The following is a 17,345-nucleotide window of genomic DNA, read 5'->3' on the forward strand; positions in this document are numbered from 1 at the left end:
TTCGCGGTATTCGCGCACTTCCCTGGTCGCCGCGGCGTGGCGGGCCGCCCGGCAGTGTGTCGGCGGGCGTGGCAAGAGCCATACACAGTGCCGGTGTCGGGCCGGACCGGGCCTGCTTACGCTGGCGGTTGTCCACCGCAGGGGCACCTCCCGGACCGATCCGAGGTAACGACCGTGAGCACGCAGCACCCCACCGCCGATCCCGCAGCCGGCGCCGCAGTCAAGGCCGCCGACCGGGCGCACGTCTTCCACTCCTGGTCCGCGCAGGGCCTCATCGACCCGCTGGCCGTGGCGGGCGCCGAAGGCTCCTACTTCTGGGACTACGACGGCAACCGCTACCTGGACTTCTCCTGCCAGCTGGTCAACACCAACATCGGGCACCAGCACCCCAAGGTCGTCGCCGCGATCCAGGAGCAGGCGGCGCGGATGTGCACGATCGCCCCGGGCTTCGCGGTGGACGTGCGCTCCGAGGCCGCCCGCCTGGTCGCCGAACGCACCCCCGGCGACCTCGACAAGATCTTCTTCACCAACGGCGGCGCCGAGGCCGTCGAGAACGCCGTCCGGATGGCCCGCCTGCACACCGGCCGGCCCAAGGTGCTCAGCGCCTACCGCTCGTACCACGGCGCCACCGCCGCCGCGATCAACCTCACCGGCGACCCGCGCCGCTGGCCCTCCGACACCGCCTCCGCCGGCGTGGTGCACTTCTGGGCGCCGTTCCTCTACCGCTCGCCGTTCCACTCCGGCAGCGAGCAGCAGGAGTGCGAGCGCGCGCTGGCCCACCTGGAGGACACGATCGTCTTCGAGGGTCCGGCCACCATCGCCGCGATCATCCTGGAGACCGTGCCCGGCACGGCCGGGATCATGGTCCCGCCGCCCGGCTACCTCGCGGGCGTCCGCGAGCTCTGCGACCGCTACGGGATCGTGTTCGTCCTCGACGAGGTCATGGCGGGCTTCGGGCGCACGGGCCGCTGGTTCGCCGCCGACCACTTCGGCGTCACCCCCGATCTGCTGACCTTCGCCAAGGGCGTCAACTCCGGCTACGTGCCGCTGGGCGGTGTCGCGATCTCCGCGGAGATCGCCGCGACGTTCGACGAGCGGCCCTACCCCGGCGGGCTCACCTACTCCGGGCACCCGCTCGCCTGCGCCTCCGCCGTGGCGACGATCAACGCGATGGCCGAGGAGGGCATCGTGGAGAACGCGGCCCGGATCGGCGAGCAGGTCCTCGGGCCCGGCCTGCGGGAGCTGGCCGAGCGCCACCCGAGCGTCGGCGAGGTGCGCGGCATGGGCGTCTTCTGGGCCGTGGAGCTGGTCAAGGACCGGGCCACGCGCGAGCCGCTGGTGCCGTACAACGCGGCCGGCGAGGCCAACGCCCCCATGGGCGCCTTCGCGGCGGCCTGCAAGAAGTCGGGCCTGTGGCCGTTCGTGAACATGAACCGCACCCACGTCGTGCCGCCGTGCACCGTCACCGAGGAGGAGGCCAAGGAGGGCCTCGCGATCCTGGACGAGGCGCTGACGGTGGCCGACGGCTTCACGGTCTGAGGCGGCCGGAGCCCCGGACTTTCCGGGGTTCCGGGGCCGCCGAGGCGGCCGAAAGCCACGGAATCCCCCTCCGCCCCACCCAGGCCCACTGGTACCGGCACAAACCCCATGGGGTACCGTGCCCCGTTCCTGTGCGCACGGCCATATTGCCCGGGACGGCCCTCGCATATCCTCTGCGAGGCCGTCCGCACATGGCGCGCGGTCAGGGAAGGGGAGACGGAGAACGATGCCGGGCAGCGAGGCTGTCAGACGCACGACGCTGCGCGAGCAGATCGCCGATGCCTTGCGCGACGAGGTCATAGCGGGGCGGCTCCCCTCCGGTCGTCAGTTCACGGTCAAGGAGATCGCCGAGCAGTACGGCGTCTCGGCCACCCCCGTGCGCGAGGCGCTGCTCGACCTGTGCGCCCAGGGCCTGCTCCACGTGGAGATGCACAAGGGCTACCGCGTGCGCGAATTCACCTACGCCGACTTCCGCGACATGGTCGAGGCGCGCTCCCTGATCGTCGAGGGCATCTTCCGCCGCTCGCCCGACCACGCGCTGCGCGGCGTCACCCCCGCCGCGCTGGCCTCCGTGCGGCGCCGAGCCGAGGAGGCCTCGCGGGCCGCCGCCGCGGGCGACCTGGACATCCTCATCGGCTACGACCTCCGGTTCTGGCGGGAGCTCTCCGGAATCGTGGGGAACCCGTACATATCCGACTTCCTCAATACGGTCCGGGTGCAGGGCTGGGTCTTCACCGTCCCGCTGCTGCGCCGGATGCCCTCGCTCCGCGGGCGCCTGTGGCACGGCCACGGCGAACTGGTCGAGGCCGTGGCCCAGCAGAACGCCGCGGAGGCCGAGCGCATCATCACCGCGTACAACCAGCACTCCCTGGCGCTGATCGAGGCCTCCCGCCCGGTATGACAACCGGCCCGGCGGCACTACGCTGGCTCGACCATCGCATCGACGGCCGGTGTGCGTGAGCGGGCAGGTCTCAGGTAGCCGGGGCGCCCGTGCGCACGGGAGGCCGTTGCGCCGTCGCGAACGAGAGTGAGTTCACGTGGCCTGTGACCTCTGGCTGGTCCCCCTCGTCGACGTGCTGTGCCACAGCCCCGACAACCCCTTCGCCGAGGAGATCGCCGCGTACGACAAGGCGCTCGGCGAGGCCGGACTGCCGCCCGTCCCCGTCTTCGGCTACATGCCGGGACTTTCGGGGGACGTGGCGCCCGTAGCGGGCTTCGACTACGACGCGCTGCACTTCCTGCGCCGCGCCCACCTGCTGAACCTGTGCGGCCTCGCCGTCACGCCCGTGGACGAACTGGGGGGTGACTACGAGCAGTTGCTGGAGATGTTCGAGACGACGGCGCAGCAGTCGCACCTGGTGTGGCACTACGACCACGCCGGAGCGTACGTCCCGGTGGACTTCGCGCACCCGCTGACCAACGACGAACTGCTGGAGGGTGGCGGCCCCTTGGGCTCCAGTCAGGGGCTGCTGCGCGAACTGCACGCCGTGGCACCGGCACTGGGCATCGACCCGGCCAACCCGCCCGCCGCACCGGCCGCCCCGGAGCGGCCCACGGGGCTGGAGGAGCGGGCGGCACCCGGTCCGCAGGACGACAGCCCGTTCGCCCGGGAGCGGCACGTGTGGCTGGGACTGCACGCCGCGGCGACGCGCAGCCTGGGGCAGGGGTCGATGATCGTCTTCAGCTGAGGCGGCTCCGGAGCCCCGCGCCGGACGGAGCGGATTCAGCGCGGGGACTCCGGCGGCCGCTGCCGCGGCATGTTCGGCCGGGTCCCCGGCGGGAGCGGGAAGCGCGGCAGCGGGCCGCCGCCCTCGCCCCGCGGGCCCCAGGACACCAGCGACTGCGTGAGCAGCGGAGTCGGCCCCGCCCGGAACTCCACCATCCAGTCGGCCGTCTCCGCCCGTACGAGCTCGGAGACGTCCTCCGAGAAGCGGCGCAGCACGCTCAGGCAGCGCTCGGCCGCCTCGCTGGCCGTGCCCTCGGTCGGACCGAGCACCTCGCGGACGCACTCCGAGGCCCAGTCGAACTGCAGCGCCTCCAGCCGGCGCTGCACGGCCTGCGCCGTGGCCACGGCCCGCATCCAGCCCGACGTCAGGCCGAAGTAGCGGTCACAGGCGACACAGGCCACCGAACCGAGCAGCACCAGGAAGCCCCAGGCGCAGCCGGTGCGGACGACGTTCGTCAGCTGGAGCAGCGGCAGGGCCGAGCCCACCACCGCGCAGGCCGCGGCGCCGATGCGCAGCGCGCGCGCCCACCGGCGTTTCCAGGCCCGGTCGGCCAGATACCAGTCGACCAGGTACAGGGCACCGTTCTCCACCCAGCGGTACAGCTCATCGAGACGCTCCGCCGGTTCCCCCCAGTCGCCGAGCGGGAAGGTGCGGCCGCGCAGGTCGCCACGGTGCCTCCCACTCTGCTCGCGGGGGAGCCCTTCGGGCTGCATCTCCGGCTGGCTCACCCGTGCACTCCCTCTGCCGCATGCGGATCGCGAGCCCCCTTCCTACCGCCGAACGGTCGGTCTTGGAGACAAGATCGCTGCTTTTCCGCCCGTAAGCGCAGACGAATCCGGTATAAGCCGCGGTTCGGCATCACCCGAAAGAGTGGGCGACGGGGGTGGACCCGTCGCCCTCCGCCCGTCCCGCGGCCGTACGGGGCCGCTGCAGTGACGTTTCCGTGAGTCGTCATACCGACCCTGGAAAGCGATCAGTCGACGAGGCAATAGGGTGACCGGTGTGAAGGTCCTCGTCATCGGCGGCGGCGCCCGCGAACACGCCCTGTGCCGCTCTCTGTCCCTCGATCCCGACGTCACCGCGCTGCACTGCGCCCCCGGCAATGCCGGGATCGCCGAGGTCGCCGAGGTGCACCAGGTGGACGCCCTCGACGGCCGGGCCGTCTCCGACCTCGCCGCGTCCCTGGGCGCGGACCTGGTGGTCGTCGGCCCCGAGGCCCCGCTGGTCGCAGGTGTCGCCGACGCCCTGCGCGAGCGGGGCTTCGCCGTCTTCGGGCCCTCGGCGCGGGCCGCGGAGCTGGAGGGCTCCAAGGCGTTCGCCAAGGACGTCATGGCCGCGGCCGGCGTCCCCACGGCCCGCGCCTACGTGTGCACCACGCCCGAGGAGATCGACGCCGCGCTCGACGCCTTCGGCGCGCCGTACGTCGTCAAGGACGACGGCCTGGCCGCCGGCAAGGGCGTCGTGGTCACCGGCGACCTCGCCGCCGCCCGCGAGCACGCGCTGGCCTGCGGCCGCGTCGTGATCGAGGAGTTCCTGGACGGCCCCGAGGTCTCCCTCTTCGCCGTCACCGACGGCGAGACGGTCGTCCCCCTCCAGCCCGCCCAGGACTTCAAGCGTGCCCTCGACGGCGACGAGGGGCCGAACACCGGCGGCATGGGCGCGTACTCCCCGCTGCCCTGGGCCGACCCCAAGCTGGTGGACGAGGTCCTGCGCACGGTCCTGCAGCCCACCGTCGACGAGCTGCGCCGCCGCGGCACGCCGTTCTCCGGCCTGCTCTACGCCGGGCTCGCGATCACCTCGCGCGGCGTCCGCGTGATCGAGTTCAACGCCCGCTTCGGGGACCCCGAGACGCAGGTCGTCCTCGCCCGTCTGAAGACCCCCCTGGCGGGCCTGCTGCACGCCGCCGCCACGGGCACGCTCGCGTCCCTGCCGCCGCTGCGCTGGAGCGACGGCGCGGCCGTCACGGTCGTCGTCGCCTCGCACAACTACCCCGGCACCCCGCGCACGGGTGACGTCATCGAGGGCCTGGCGGACGCCGCGGAGCTCGACGACGCCTACGTCCTGCACGCGGGCACGGCGCACGACGCGGAGGGCCGCGTCGTCAGCGCGGGCGGCCGCGTCCTGTCGGTGACGGCCACGGGCCCGGACCTCGCAACGGCCCGCACGCGCGCGTACGAGGCGGTTTCCCGCGTCCGGCTGTCCGGCTCGCACCACCGCACCGACATCGCCGCCCGGGCGGCGGAGGCTTCGTAGGGAGTTCCTATACGTCGAGCCCGCCCCGCAAAGGCCCCGGCTTTGACCAAAGCCATTCCATCGAGTGACCGGTTGGCCAACTAGCTGACGCGCGCACCACCCCCAACTAGGGTGCGGCGCAAGCGAGGTGCCGGGCGGACGTGCCCGGCACCGGGCGGGCATCAGGCGAGTGGCCCACCGGCATTGCGATGTCAGAGGCCGGTGCCACAGTGGGGGGAGAGCAACGCCCCCGGCGTTGCGTCCGCTGTCGCACTGCTCGGTCCGAGGTTCCGACGGAGCACAAACTGGCAACAGGGGGTGATCGGTCTCGTGGCAGGTCCGGAAGCAGGCGTGCTGGTCGCACGCGCCCAAGCCCTCGCGGTGCTGCGCATCCGCAGCGCGGCGCTGGCCGTCGCCCTGCTGCCCGCGGCAGCCGCCACCGTCCTGGCGGCCGGCATCGCCATGGGCCGCATCCCGGACGGCGGCGCCTGGTCCACCGCCCGCTGGGCGGTCCTCGGCGCCGCGGTCCTCACCCTGGCCCTGACGGCGGCCGTCGCCGCCGTGGTCGCCCGGGCCAGGCCCGCCCTGAGCCCCACGGTCCCCATCCCCGAGGAGAAGGCGCCCGACCTCTACCGGCTGGTCCGTGACCTCGCCGAGCGCCTGGAGGTCCCGGCCCCCTCGGCCATGGCCCTCACCCCCGACTGCGACAGCTGGCTGGAGGACCGCACCCACCCCGCGCACTGCGCGGCGAACGGCCCGCCGCGCGCCCGCCGCGCCCTCTTCCGCCGGCCGCGGCGCGCCGCGGCCGCGCCGGTGCTGGTGATCGGCTCGCCGTTCCTGTGGTGGATGCGCGTCCCCGAGCTGCGGGCCCTGCTGGCGCCCGTCGTCGCGGGCACGGGCCCCGCCGCCCACCCCGACATAGCCGCCGCCCGTCGCTTCGTCCGCGGGCTGGACGCCGCCGTGGCGGTCGCGGCGGGCCGGCCCGCCCTGGCGTTCGTCGGCGGTGCCGCCCGGCTGCTGCTGCGCTCCTGCCGGGCGCACGCCGCCGAGATGGAGCGGGGGGTCGCGGCGGCCTCCTCGGAGCGCGCCCAGAGCGTGGACTACGGCCTGAGGATCGTTGCCCAGGAGCAGGTGGGCCTCGCCTACGCCGGCTGGGACCGGCTGCTGAACAGGGTCGCGCTGCCGGCCTGGCGGATGGGCCGCTGGCCCTCCCGGCTCGATGCCGGCGTCGTCTCCGCGCTCACCGAGCTCTCCCGCCGCGACCGCCTCGCGGAAGGCTTCGCCTCCCGCCTGGGCGAGCGCCCGGCCTGCGATCTGCTGGAGGAGCCCGGCGCGATCGACGAGGCCGCCTCCCTGCTGGCGGCGCGCCTCTTCCACGGCGGCCCGGCCGAGGCCGGCCCCGACTGGTCGCCGGTGGCCTGGAGCCGGTATCCGGAGGAGGTCGTGGACCGCAAGTGGCGGCTGGAGGCCGCCCGCCTCCACCGCGTCCTCGACGTCCTGGACGCCCTGCCCGCCCTCACCCCCGTCCCCTCGCCCCCGGCCGGCATGGCCGCCGCGCCCACCGTGGCCCGCGTCCTGGACCGCCTCGCCGGCCCCACGGCCGAGGGCATCGCGGAGGAGCTGGGGGCCCGGCTCGGCGCCGAGGTGGCCCGCGAGGCTGCCCAGGAGGAGCGCAGGCTCGCCGCGAAGCAGAGTGCCTACGGCACGCCGCCCGGCACGGCGGCCGACCCCTGGGTGGACGGCCTGGCGCCCCTCTTCCCGCTGCAGCCGCCCCGCAGCGCCCGGGAGCTGCTCGCCGACCACATCACCGCCATGGTCTGCTGCGCCGCCGTGGACACCGCCGGAGCCGCCCCCGGGCTGGACTGGCTCGACGGCCCCGCCCTGCTGGTCGGTGGCGCCCGCCGCCCCGGCCTGGCCCCCACCGTCCTCAGCCTGATCGAGGACGGGGACGACACGCCGCTGCGCGCCTGGCTCGGCGAGGTCGGGATCCGCCCCGAAAAGCCCGTCCGCCTGGTGTGAGCCCCGTGACGTTCGGTGATCCTTCGCCCTGTCACTTACCGGGGAATTTCGCGACGAGCAGTGACGAGACGGGCGCTTTATGTGATGTGCTGGGTGCTGCCGTGCGCCAGTGACTGCAGTGAGCCACACCCGGACAGACGGAATCGGCAGGCGTCGGGGGACGTAGGGGAGGGAGCACGCCATGGGGATGGACCAGATCCGCCGCTGGGAGTCGGGGGCACTCGCGCACGCCGTGTCCGATCCCTTCGGCCAGGGCCCGCTGCCCTGGCTGCGCGGCAGCGAGCACTATTTCGACGACACGGGCCAGATCATCCCCTGGTACGTGCACCCCGTCCCGGAGCGTGGCGGCGGAGGGGGCTCGGGCCGGAGCAGATCCGGCGGGGGCGCCCGCATCCCCGCCCCCCGCAGCGGCAGCCCGCGCACCGCCGACGACGTCCACCTGCAGATCAAGGGCTTCGCCTCCAACAGCGCGGTCGCCCCCGGCGAAGCCATAGACTTCCGCATCACCGTGGACCCGCCGCAGCAGTTCGGTGTGGACGTCTACCGCATCGGCCACTACGCGGGCGACGGCGCCTCGAAGATCACCACCAGCCCGCGGCTGTCCGGCATCGTCCAGCCGGCGCCCCTCACCGTCGACCGCACGGTCTCCTGCCACCACTGGTGGCTCTCCTGGCGCCTGCAGATCCCCAGCTACTGGAGCCTGGGCGCCTACGTGGCCGTCCTGACCACCGCCGACGGCTACCGCAGCCACATCCCCTTCCTGGTCCGCGACACCCACCCGGCGGACCTCCTCCTCGTCCTGCCCGACATCACCTGGCAGGCCTACAACCTCTACCCCGAGGACGGCCGCACCGGCGCGAGCCTCTACCACGCCTGGGACGAGGAGGGCCGCCTGCTGGGCGAGGAGGGCGCGGCGACCACCGTCTCCTTCGACCGCCCCTTCGCGGGCGCCGGGCTGCCGCTGCACGTCGGCCACGCCTACGACTTCATCCGCTGGGCCGAGCGCTACGGCTACGACCTCGCCTACGCCGACACGCGCGACCTCCACGCGGGCCGCGTCGACCCCTCCCGCTACCGCGGCCTGGTCTTCCCCGGCCACGACGAGTACTGGTCCCCGGCCATGCGCCGCTCCGCCGAGCTGGCCCGCGACTCCGGCACGTCCCTGGTCTTCCTCTCGGCCAACACCATGTACTGGCAGGTGGACCTCGCCCCCTCGCCCGCCGGCCCCGACCACCTCATGACCTGCCGGAAACACCGCGGCCCCGGCCGCTCCGCGCTCTGGCGCGACGTCACGCCCGCCGAGCAGCAGCTGCTGGGCATCCAGTACGCGGGCCGGGTGCCCGAGCCCGCCCCCATGGTCGTGCGCAACGCCGACCACTGGCTGTGGGACGCCACCGGCGCCGGCGAGGGCGACGAGCTGCCCGGCCTCGTCGCCGGCGAGGCCGATCGCTACTACCCCCGAACGGCCCTGCCCGAGCACACCCGCCGCATCCTGCTGGCCCACTCGCCGTACCTGGACGGCGAGGGCAACAAGCGCCACCAGGAGACGTCCCTCTACCGCGCCCCGAGCGGCGCCCTGGTCTTCGCGGCGGGCACCTTCGCCTGGTCGCCCGCCCTCGACCGGCCGGGCCACACCGACGCCCGGATCCAGCGGGCCACGGCCAACCTCCTCGACCGGATCTGCAAGCGCTGCTGACCCTCGCCGGGGCGCGCGCACGGGCGTACGGCAGAATCGTGGTGCTTGGACAAACCACCAGGAGGACGCGTGTCCGGATTCGTAGAGAAGCCCGAGCCGATCGAGGTGCCCGGGCTGGTGCATCTGCACACCGGCAAGGTCCGCGACCTCTACCGCGACCCGGACGGCAATCTGGTCATGGTCGCCACCGACCGCATGTCGGCCTACGACTGGGTGCTGCCCTCCCCGATCCCCGACAAGGGGCGGGTCCTCACCCAGCTGTCCCTGTGGTGGTTCGACCGCCTCACCGACCTGGTCCCCAACCACGTCATCTCCACGGACCTGCCCGCCGGCGCCCCCGCCGACTGGGAGGGCCGCACCATGATCTGCCGCGCGCTGGACATGGTGCCCGTGGAGTGCGTGGCCCGCGGCTACCTGACCGGCTCCGGCCTCGCCGAGTACCAGCAGACGCGCACCGTGTGCGGGCTCGCCCTCCCCGAGGGCCTCGCCGACGGCTCCGAGCTGCCCTCCCCGATCTTCACCCCCGCCACGAAGGCGGCCGTCGGCGAGCACGACGAGAACGTGTCGTACGAGGAAGTGGCCCGGCAGGTGGGCGCGGAGACCGCCGCCATGCTCCGGCAGACGACCCTCGCCGTCTACAGCCGGGCCCGTGACATCGCCCGCGACCGGGGCATCCTCCTCGCCGACACCAAGTTCGAGTTCGGCTACGCGGGCGACGAGCTCGTCCTCGCCGACGAGGTGCTCACCCCGGACTCGTCCCGCTTCTGGCCCGCGGAGAGCTGGGAGCCGGGGCGTGCGCAGCCGTCCTTCGACAAGCAGTACGTCCGCGACTGGCTCACGTCCCCGGCCTCCGGCTGGGACCGCCACGGCGAGCAGCCCCCGCCGGAGCTCCCGCAGGACGTGGTGGAGCGCACGCGCGAGAAGTACGTGGAAGCCTACGAGCGCCTCACCGGCACCAAGTGGTCCTGACCCGCCCCCGAAACTGACGCCCGGGGCCGCCGTCGCAAACCCCCGCTCCACGGGGCGAGGCGGCGCCGGTGCCCTTCGGGCCGCACAACGGTCCGGGCAAGCTCGGCACCGCCGGGCAGCCCGTCAGGGGCTGACCGCCACGGCGGCGGATCAAGGACCCGGCGCCCGCCCCTTTCGCCACCCCATCAGGGTGCCTGGGCGCAGCCCGGTGCTTCTGTCCGCCGCGAGGGCGATCAGCCGCGGTCTACGCGTTCGGCGGTGTCGTACCGGCTGTGTCCGGCCGGGGTGTCCGGGTGCAGCTCGGTGTCTGTTTCCGCCGCGATGGCGATCAGCCGCGGTCTACGCGCTCGGCGGTGCCGTACCGGCTGTGTCCGGCCGGGGTGTCCGGGTGCAGCTCGGTGTCTGTTTCCGCCGCGACGGTGATCAGCCGCGCCCTACGTGCCCGGCGGGGCCGAGCCCGCGGGGCCCGCGCGCAGCGGCCGACCACGCATTCGGCGGTGGCGCCGATCTAAGAGCCCTCTAAGAGAGCCCTGCCAAGCTGGGGGCACCCCAATCGTGCCGAACCCAGCCGGAGGCGCCATGGCCGAGACGGCCGTTCTCGTCGTCGACGACGACCCCGACGTACGGGCAGCCGTAGTCGACGCCCTGAGCATGGAGGGCTACGAAGTCCGCTCCGCGGCCGACGGCCTGGAAGCACTCTCCTCCGTGGCCGCCACCCCGCCAGGGGCCATCGTGCTGGACCTGGCCATGCCGGTCCTGGACGGGCTCGCAGTCTGCCGCCGCCTGCGCGCTCTGGGCGACCGCACGCCCGTCCTCGTGCTCACGGCCCGGGACGCCGTCTCCGACCGCGTCGCCGGCCTGGACGCGGGGGCGGACGACTACCTCGTCAAACCGTTCGCCCTGGACGAGCTCCTGGCCCGCCTGCGGGCCCTGCTGCGGCGCGCGGCTCCGGCGGAGCCGGCCGAGCAGAGCGACGGCGGCACGCTGTCCTTCGCCGACCTCACGGTCGACCCGGACACCCGTACGGGCGACCGCGGCGGCATCCCCCTCGAATTCACCCGCACCGAATTCGCCCTGCTGGACGTGCTGCTGCGGCACCCGGGCCAGGTCCTGCCGCGCGAGGTGATCCAGGAGCGCGTGTGGGGCACGGACTTCGGTCCGGACTCGAACTCCCTCGCCGTCTACATCGGTTACCTGCGGCGCAAGCTGGAGGCGGGCGGCGCCTCCCGGCTCGTCCACACCGTGCACGGCGTCGGCTACCGCCTGGCGGCACAGTGAGGGCCCTGCGCAGCCGCCTCCTGGGCCGCAGGCCCCTGCGGGCCCGGCTCGCCCTCGTGACGTCCGTGGCCGTGGCCGTCGTCGCCCTGGGCGTCCTGGCCGCCGCCTACGTCGTGATCCGCTACGAACTGGTCCGCCAGCTCGACCTGCAGATCAAGCAGCAGGCCACCCTCATCGCCCAGCAGAGCCGCGACCAGCCCGCGGGCGTCCTGTACGGCGAGTGCGCCTGGCTCGCCGCGCCCGCCTGCGCGCAGACCGTCCGCGCCGACCCCGCCGCCCCCGGCCAGAAGGGCCTCGTGCTGCCGGTGACGGGGGCCACCCGCCGCGTCGCGGCCGGCACCCTCGGGGAGCACTACAGCAACATCACGCTCGACGGCCACGCCATGCGGATGCTCACCACCCCCCTCAAGGGCGACCGCGCCCTGCAGGTCGCCGTCCGCTCCGACACCGTCGACAAGGGCGTGCGGCAGGCCGGCCTGCTCCTGGCCGCCACCGGCGCCGGCGGTGTCCTCCTCGCCGCGGGCCTCGGCTACTTCGCCTCCCGGACGTCCCTGCGCCCCGTGACCCGGCTCACGGCGACGGCCGAACACATCGCCGCCACCCGCGACCCGGCCCACCGCATCGAGCTCGCCCCCGACGAGGCCCGCCGCGACGACGAGATCACCAGCCTCGCCACAAGCTTCAACACCATGCTCGGCGAACTGGAGGACGCCGTCGCCGCCCAGCGCCGCCTCGTCGCCGACGCCTCCCACGAACTGCGCACCCCGCTGACCGCGCTGCGCACCAACGCCGAACTCCTCGCCCGCGCCGAACGGCTCACCCCCGCCCAGCGCGAGCGGGCCGCCGGCGCACTGGGCCGTCAGCTCCGCGAGGTCACCGGCCTGGTCAACGACCTCATCGAGCTGGCCCGCGACGAGGAGCCGCAGCAGTTCGTCGAGGAAGTCCGCCTGGACCGGCTGGCGGAGCGCTGCGTGGCCGACGCCCGCGGGCACTGGCCGGGCACGGTCTTCACTGCGGACCTGGCCGGCCCGGAGGGCGTCACCGTCCCCGGCGTCCCGGCCCGCCTCGCCCGGCTGCTGTCCAACCTGCTCGACAACGCGGCCAAGTTCAGCCCGCCGGGCGGCCGGGTCGAGGTGCACCTGTCCCGCACGGGCGGCGGGCTCGACCTGACCGTGCGCGACCACGGCCCGGGGATCTCCGCCGAGGACCTGCCGCACGTCTTCGACCGCTTCTACCGCTCGCGCCAGGCCCGCGCCCTCCCCGGCTCCGGGCTGGGCCTGGCCATGGCCCGCCAGATCGCGCGCGCCCACGGCGCCGAGCTGACCGCCGAGCGGGCCCCGTCGGGCGGCGCCCTCTTCCGGCTGCGCTTCCCGCACTCCGGCTCCCGGCCCGGCGAGCCGCACACCCCGTGAAACGCCTGCCGGTGAAACGCCGAAGGCCCCGGTCGTGATGACCGGGGCCTTCGTACTGGAGCGGACGACGAGACTCGAACTCGCGACATCCACCTTGGCAAGGTGGTGCTCTACCAACTGAGCTACGTCCGCCTGCCCCGCGCGTTTCCCGTGCGGTGCGAGAACCACTATAGCCAACCCTGAGCGCGTGCGATGCGCGCGGCCGCGTGACGGTTCTCCGCGCCCAGCTTCGCGACGGCCGCCGAGAGGTAATTGCGGACCGTCCCCGGAGTCAGCGAGGACCGCTTCGCGATCTCCGCAATGGGCGCGCCGCCCTCGGCCAGTTCGAGCAGCTCGGCCTCCCTGCCGGTCAGCGGGGAGTCGCCCACGCTGATCGCATCGGCCGCCAACTCGGGGTCCACGTAACGGCTTCCGGAGTGCACCGTGCGGATGATCTCGGCGAGCTTCTGGGCCGAGACGGTCTTCGGTACGAACGCCCGCACGCCCACCTCCAGCGCCCGCTTCAGATGCCCGGGACGGCCGTGACCAGTGACGATCATGGTCCGGCAGGAGGGCAGTTCGGCCCGCAGGGATGTGGCGACCGCCACACCATCGGCCCCCGGCATCTGCAGGTCGAGCACCGCGACGTCCGGGCGGTGCGCCCGGGCCATCACCAGTGCCTCCGGACCCGACGCCGCCTCCGCGACGACCTGGAGGTCCTCCTCCAGGCCCAGGAGCGCCGCCACGGCGCCACGGATCAAATGCTCGTCATCCGCGAGCATGACCCTGATCGGCGTGATGTTGACGCTCATGGCGTCCCCCCGTTCACTGCAGCCGCGGCCCGGACACCGTCCGAGGCCTCGGCCGCGTCCCCCGCCCCGGTCAGCGGCACCTCCGCCGTCAGCCGGAACGTCGCCTTGTCCCCGCGCTCGTAGGTGAGCGTGCCGCCCAGGACCGTGAGCCGCTCCCGCAGGCCCGCCAGCCCGGAGCCGTTCCCGTCCCCGGGATCGCCGTCCGGCTCCCGCACCCCGTCGTTCTCCATGATCAGAACGGCCTTCGTGTCCGCGGTGACCCGCAGCCGCACGGCACACCGCCGGGCGTCCGCGTGGCGCAGCACATTGGTGGTGCCCTCCCGGACCACCCAGGCCAGGACCGACTGCACCGGCGGCGGCAGCGTCTTGCCCGCCGTGTCGTCGATGCGGCAGGAGATGTCGGCCGCGGAGAGGACGCCCCGCGCACCCACCAGCTCGGTGTGCAGATCGGCCTCGCGGTAGCCCCGCACGACCTCGCGGACCTCGCGCTGCGACTCCTGGGCGATGCGCTGGACCTCGGTCATCTCCGTCAGGGCCTTCTCCGATCCCCGCCGGGCCAACTGGCAGGCGAGCTCGCTCTTGAGCGCGATCACCGCGAGGTTCCGGCCGAGGACGTCGTGCAGATCCCGGCCGAAGCGCAGCCGCTCCTCCGCCACCGCCAGCCGCGCCTGTGCTTCCCGCGCGGTCTCCAGCTCCCACATCACGTGCAGCATCCAGCCCGACAGCCGCACCACGTACACGCACCAGAGGGTGAGGCCGAGCACCGAGCCCGTCAGGGCGAGGGCGGCCTGCCAGCCGGCGCCCAGTATCAGAACGCCGATGCCCAGCAGCAGGGCTACACCGACGCACGAGTACACGAACCTGCGGATCTTGCGGACCAGCAGGGTCCACGGGCCGAAGACCGACAGGCTGCCGTTCCACAGGAACAGGCCGATTGTGGAGGCGAACTCGTTGCCATAGGTGCCGAACGAGATCACCATGCAGACCATCGCCGCGACGAACAGCAGCGCCTGCATGCCCAGCGGCCACCAGGGTGCGGGTTTCTTCCACAAATAGTGGTCGAGGGCACGGCGGAATATGGAGATTCCCAGGATGCCCTGCACGGTGAAGATCCCGCCCAGCGTCAGGATCCACGGCCGGGTGAGAGCGGAGTCCGCGAGCACGCCGACCGTGCCGAACCCGGGGAGGACGACGGGCAGGACGTAGAGCGTCCAGCGCGTATAGCTGTCGAACTTGGCGACCCTGCTGCGGCCCCGCCATTCCCGTACTCGCGTCAACAGGCCCATGAACCCCGCGCCCCCCTTGCCTTGCTTTCCGCGGTCAGCGCCGCGGTTCCCAGCGGAACCACCGCCGGGTGCTGTACCCGGCGATTATCGTCCAGGCGATGCCCGTGATGATCGCCCCGATGGCGTCGTGGGCGTCCATCCCGCCCAGCCAGCCGCCGCGCACCAGCTGGACCACCGGGGTCAGCGGCAGCAGCTCGCAGATGCTCGCCACGGTGTCCGGCATGACTTCCAGCGGGATCATGAGACCCGAGCCCATCACGGAGATCAGCATCAGCGGAGAGGTCACCAGCTGGGCGCTCTCCACCGTCTTGGCCCAGGACGCGGTCACCGCGGCCAGGGCTATGGACATCGCCAGGCCGAGCAGCAGCCCGACCGCCATCAGATCGGGCCGCTCGACCGCCCGCAGGTCCAGCCAGGACACACCCGCGACGACCAGCAGCACGCACTGCGCCAGCGCCACGGCCACCGCCGGCAGCGCGGTCCCGGTGAGGATCTCCGCATCGCTGGTCTCGCCGGTCCGCAGCCGCTTGAGCACGAGCTCTTCGCGGCGGGTCACATAGGCACTGACCAGGTGCTGGTAGACGGCGAACAACAGGATGTAGCCGAAGGCCCCCGTCAGGGCGACCTCGTTGACCGACATCCCGGCCTTGCCGAGATCGAACTGGCCGATCGCCCGCCGCATCGCCCACACCATGAAGACCGGCATCAGCAGGGCCACATAGAGCGCCATCTTGTTCCGCCCGAGCAGGGTGAGCTCGGCTCGGCCCAGCGACAGCATCCGCGGCACCGACATCGACATCGCCATTACGACTTCCTCCCCGCAACAGAACCCACACCGAGACCCGCACCGGCGCCCGCGCCGGCGGACGCTATGGGCTCCCCCGAGCCCGCGCCGGCTATCGCCAGGAACGCCTCCTCCAGCGAGGCGGCCCGCGCGTCCAGCCCTTCGAGCTCTATGTCCTTGTCCCGGGCCCAGAGCAGCAGGCCCGTCAGCGTCCGCTGCAACTCCCGGGTCTGCAGCTCTATGCGGCCCCGCTCCTCCTCGTGCCGGAGGACGCCGAGCTCGGCCAGCGGCGGCAGATCGCCCACGAACCAGCCCACGGGCATCGCGAAGCGGATCCGCGCGGGATAGGAACCGATCACGGCCTCCGGGGTGCCGGAGGTGACGATCCGGCCCTCACGCATGATCGCCAGGCGGTCGGAGAGGGCCTCGGCCTCCTCCAGATAGTGCGTGGTGAGCAGCACGGTCGTGCCTTCGCCGCGCAGCCGGCGCACCAGCTCCCAGGTGTTGTGCCGGGCCTCGGGGTCGAGGCCGGTCGTCGGCTCGTCGAGGAAGAGGACTTCGGGGCGGCCGAGGAGGGCGAGCGCGAGGTCGAGGCGCCGCCGCTCACCGCCGGAGAGCTGCTTGATGCGGACGTCCCGGCGCCCGGTGAGGCTGACGAGCTCCAGAGCCTCCGCGATGGGACGGGCGCCGGTGGTGCAGCCGGCCCACATCCTGACCGTCTCCGTGACGGTCAGGTCGGAGGGGAAGCCGCCTTCCTGGAGCATCACCCCGATCCGCGGACGCACGGCGCGGCGCTCCGTGAAGGGATCGTGGCCGAGCACGCGCACTTTGCCCGCCGTGGGCTTCGCAAGGCCCTCCAGCAGCTCGACCGTGGAGGTCTTGCCCGCACCGTTCGTGCCCAGCAGGGCGAACAACTCGCCGCGCCCCACGGTGAAGGAGACGTCCCGCACCGCTTCGAAGCCCTTGTCCCCGGCCGGGCCGTAGCGGCGGCGCAGCCCCGAGACGTCGATCACACTGTCCCCGATATCCATGCCCCAAGCCTCCCGCCGGATCCGGCCCGGGGTGAGTGCGGCCTGTCATGACTTCGGATGACGGATGTCATGAGCGCCGCGGCGAGGGGAACGCGGCGGCCGCGCAACGGGAACACGACGAAGGCCCCGGTCGAGATGACCGGGGCCTTCGTTCACTGAGCGGACGACGAGACTCGAACTCGCGACATCCACCTTGGCAAGGTGGTGCTCTACCAACTGAGCTACGTCCGCATGCCTCCGACCGGCTCTCACCGGGCGGCGCGAGACATCACTCTACCTGATCCACCGGAGTGGTCGGTAACGTGATGAGAGCGGGTGACAGGAATCGCACACTGCGCCTCCCCCTTGGAAAGGGGGCGCTCTACTACTGAGCTACACCCGCATGATCCGTCCCGCCGGGCCACACAGGTGTGGCCGGAGGACGTTCAGAGCGGGTGACAGGAATCGCACACTGCGCCTCCCTCTTGGAAAGAGGGCGCTCTACTACTGAGCTACACCCGCATGATCCGTCCCGCCGGGCCACACAGGTGTGGCCGGAGGACGTTCAGAGCGGGTGACAGGAATCGCACACTGCGCCTCCC

At 73.1% G+C, this 17,345-nt stretch carries 14 protein-coding genes and 4 tRNA genes; 9 read left to right on the forward strand and 9 right to left on the reverse strand.

The features are described from left to right. Nucleotides 1-174 precede the first annotated feature (174 nt). From ACSNOG_RS13595 to ACSNOG_RS13605, 3 genes are all read left to right on the forward strand, one after another. Nucleotides 175-1,539: an aspartate aminotransferase family protein gene (locus ACSNOG_RS13595; RefSeq protein WP_436752884.1), complete on the forward strand. Its 1,365-nt coding sequence runs from the start codon at nucleotides 175-177 to the stop codon at nucleotides 1,537-1,539. A gap of 226 nt (nucleotides 1,540-1,765) precedes the next feature. Beyond that, the gene (locus ACSNOG_RS13600) at nucleotides 1,766-2,440 is read left to right on the forward strand and encodes a GntR family transcriptional regulator (protein ID WP_436752885.1); all 675 of its coding nucleotides are present in this window, start codon (nucleotides 1,766-1,768) and stop codon (nucleotides 2,438-2,440) included. Between the two features lie 136 nt (nucleotides 2,441-2,576). Next, nucleotides 2,577-3,227 carry a hypothetical protein gene (locus ACSNOG_RS13605; protein WP_168093063.1) on the forward strand — a complete coding sequence of 217 codons (651 nt, stop codon included), beginning with the start codon at nucleotides 2,577-2,579 and terminating at the stop codon, nucleotides 3,225-3,227. A 35-nt stretch (nucleotides 3,228-3,262) separates the two neighbouring features. Here the strand turns inward: ACSNOG_RS13605 and ACSNOG_RS13610 are convergent, their stop codons facing one another. After that, complete coding sequence (locus ACSNOG_RS13610) at nucleotides 3,263-3,994, reverse strand: SLATT domain-containing protein (protein ID WP_030367034.1); 732 nt, start codon at nucleotides 3,992-3,994, stop codon at nucleotides 3,263-3,265. A 274-nt stretch (nucleotides 3,995-4,268) separates the two neighbouring features. Here ACSNOG_RS13610 and purD point away from each other — a divergent pair, with 274 nt between their 5' ends. The 6 genes from purD (at nucleotide 4,269) to ACSNOG_RS13640 (ending at nucleotide 12,872) form a co-directional block, all read left to right on the forward strand. Further along, entirely contained in the window at nucleotides 4,269-5,519 is a 1,251-nt protein-coding gene (gene purD / locus ACSNOG_RS13615; protein WP_436752886.1) for a phosphoribosylamine--glycine ligase, read from the forward strand. A gap of 330 nt (nucleotides 5,520-5,849) precedes the next feature. Beyond that, entirely contained in the window at nucleotides 5,850-7,517 is a 1,668-nt protein-coding gene (locus ACSNOG_RS13620; protein ID WP_436752887.1) for a hypothetical protein, read from the forward strand. Between the two features lie 181 nt (nucleotides 7,518-7,698). After that, nucleotides 7,699-9,213, forward strand: a complete 1,515-nt coding sequence (locus ACSNOG_RS13625) for a N,N-dimethylformamidase beta subunit family domain-containing protein (RefSeq protein ID WP_436752888.1) — start codon at nucleotides 7,699-7,701, stop codon at nucleotides 9,211-9,213. A gap of 69 nt (nucleotides 9,214-9,282) precedes the next feature. After that, nucleotides 9,283-10,182: a phosphoribosylaminoimidazolesuccinocarboxamide synthase gene (locus ACSNOG_RS13630; RefSeq protein ID WP_436752889.1), complete on the forward strand. Its 900-nt coding sequence runs from the start codon at nucleotides 9,283-9,285 to the stop codon at nucleotides 10,180-10,182. Between the two features lie 579 nt (nucleotides 10,183-10,761). Further along, the gene (locus ACSNOG_RS13635; protein ID WP_436752890.1) at nucleotides 10,762-11,460 is read left to right on the forward strand and encodes a response regulator transcription factor; all 699 of its coding nucleotides are present in this window, start codon (nucleotides 10,762-10,764) and stop codon (nucleotides 11,458-11,460) included. Beyond that, the gene (locus tag ACSNOG_RS13640; protein ID WP_436752891.1) at nucleotides 11,457-12,872 is read left to right on the forward strand and encodes an ATP-binding protein; all 1,416 of its coding nucleotides are present in this window, start codon (nucleotides 11,457-11,459) and stop codon (nucleotides 12,870-12,872) included. The genes ACSNOG_RS13635 and ACSNOG_RS13640 overlap by 4 nt, the downstream gene beginning before the upstream one ends. Nucleotides 12,873-12,928: 56 nt before the next feature. On the opposite strand, the gene ACSNOG_RS13645 is transcribed toward ACSNOG_RS13640, so the two are convergent. The 8 genes from ACSNOG_RS13645 to ACSNOG_RS13680 all read right to left on the reverse strand — a co-directional run bounded on the left by ACSNOG_RS13645 (nucleotide 12,929) and on the right by ACSNOG_RS13680 (nucleotide 17,265). Beyond that, nucleotides 12,929-13,004 (reverse strand) — tRNA-Gly (locus tag ACSNOG_RS13645). A gap of 35 nt (nucleotides 13,005-13,039) precedes the next feature. Further along, nucleotides 13,040-13,663 carry a response regulator transcription factor gene (locus ACSNOG_RS13650; protein WP_436752892.1) on the reverse strand — a complete coding sequence of 208 codons (624 nt, stop codon included), beginning with the start codon at nucleotides 13,661-13,663 and terminating at the stop codon, nucleotides 13,040-13,042. Then, nucleotides 13,660-14,949 carry a sensor histidine kinase gene (locus ACSNOG_RS13655; protein ID WP_436752893.1) on the reverse strand — a complete coding sequence of 430 codons (1,290 nt, stop codon included), beginning with the start codon at nucleotides 14,947-14,949 and terminating at the stop codon, nucleotides 13,660-13,662. The genes ACSNOG_RS13650 and ACSNOG_RS13655 overlap by 4 nt, the downstream gene beginning before the upstream one ends. 34 nt (nucleotides 14,950-14,983) lie before the next feature. Further along, a complete protein-coding gene (locus ACSNOG_RS13660) occupies nucleotides 14,984-15,754 on the reverse strand; it encodes an ABC transporter permease (protein ID WP_436752894.1) in 771 nt (256 codons plus the stop codon). Continuing rightward, nucleotides 15,754-16,764 carry an ABC transporter ATP-binding protein gene (locus ACSNOG_RS13665; RefSeq protein ID WP_436752895.1) on the reverse strand — a complete coding sequence of 337 codons (1,011 nt, stop codon included), beginning with the start codon at nucleotides 16,762-16,764 and terminating at the stop codon, nucleotides 15,754-15,756. Before ACSNOG_RS13665 ends, ACSNOG_RS13660 begins: the two co-directional genes overlap by 1 nt. A 158-nt stretch (nucleotides 16,765-16,922) precedes the next feature. After that, nucleotides 16,923-16,995: transfer RNA gene (locus ACSNOG_RS13670), tRNA-Gly, on the reverse strand. A 79-nt stretch (nucleotides 16,996-17,074) separates the two neighbouring features. Beyond that, a tRNA-Gly gene (locus tag ACSNOG_RS13675) sits at nucleotides 17,075-17,146 on the reverse strand. A 47-nt stretch (nucleotides 17,147-17,193) separates the two neighbouring features. Beyond that, a tRNA-Gly gene (locus ACSNOG_RS13680) sits at nucleotides 17,194-17,265 on the reverse strand. Nucleotides 17,266-17,345 lie beyond the last annotated feature (80 nt).

The organism is Streptomyces sp. URMC 124 (assembly GCF_051386455.1).
GTDB lineage: Bacteria > Actinomycetota > Actinomycetes > Streptomycetales > Streptomycetaceae > Streptomyces.

What these genes read in the sequence shown, in the direction of transcription:
- ACSNOG_RS13665 (WP_436752895.1), bottom strand. Translation starts at nt 16,764, where the DNA reads ATGGATATCGGGGACAGTGTGATCGACGTCTCGGGGCTGCGCCGCCGC.
- ACSNOG_RS13600 (WP_436752885.1), top strand. Translation starts at nt 1,766, where the DNA reads ATGCCGGGCAGCGAGGCTGTCAGACGCACGACGCTGCGCGAGCAGATC.
- ACSNOG_RS13655 (WP_436752893.1), bottom strand. Translation starts at nt 14,949, where the DNA reads ATGGGCCTGTTGACGCGAGTACGGGAATGGCGGGGCCGCAGCAGGGTC.
- ACSNOG_RS13660 (WP_436752894.1), bottom strand. Translation starts at nt 15,754, where the DNA reads ATGGCGATGTCGATGTCGGTGCCGCGGATGCTGTCGCTGGGCCGAGCC.
- ACSNOG_RS13635 (WP_436752890.1), top strand. Translation starts at nt 10,762, where the DNA reads ATGGCCGAGACGGCCGTTCTCGTCGTCGACGACGACCCCGACGTACGG.
- ACSNOG_RS13625 (WP_436752888.1), top strand. Translation starts at nt 7,699, where the DNA reads ATGGGGATGGACCAGATCCGCCGCTGGGAGTCGGGGGCACTCGCGCAC.
- ACSNOG_RS13650 (WP_436752892.1), bottom strand. Translation starts at nt 13,663, where the DNA reads ATGAGCGTCAACATCACGCCGATCAGGGTCATGCTCGCGGATGACGAG.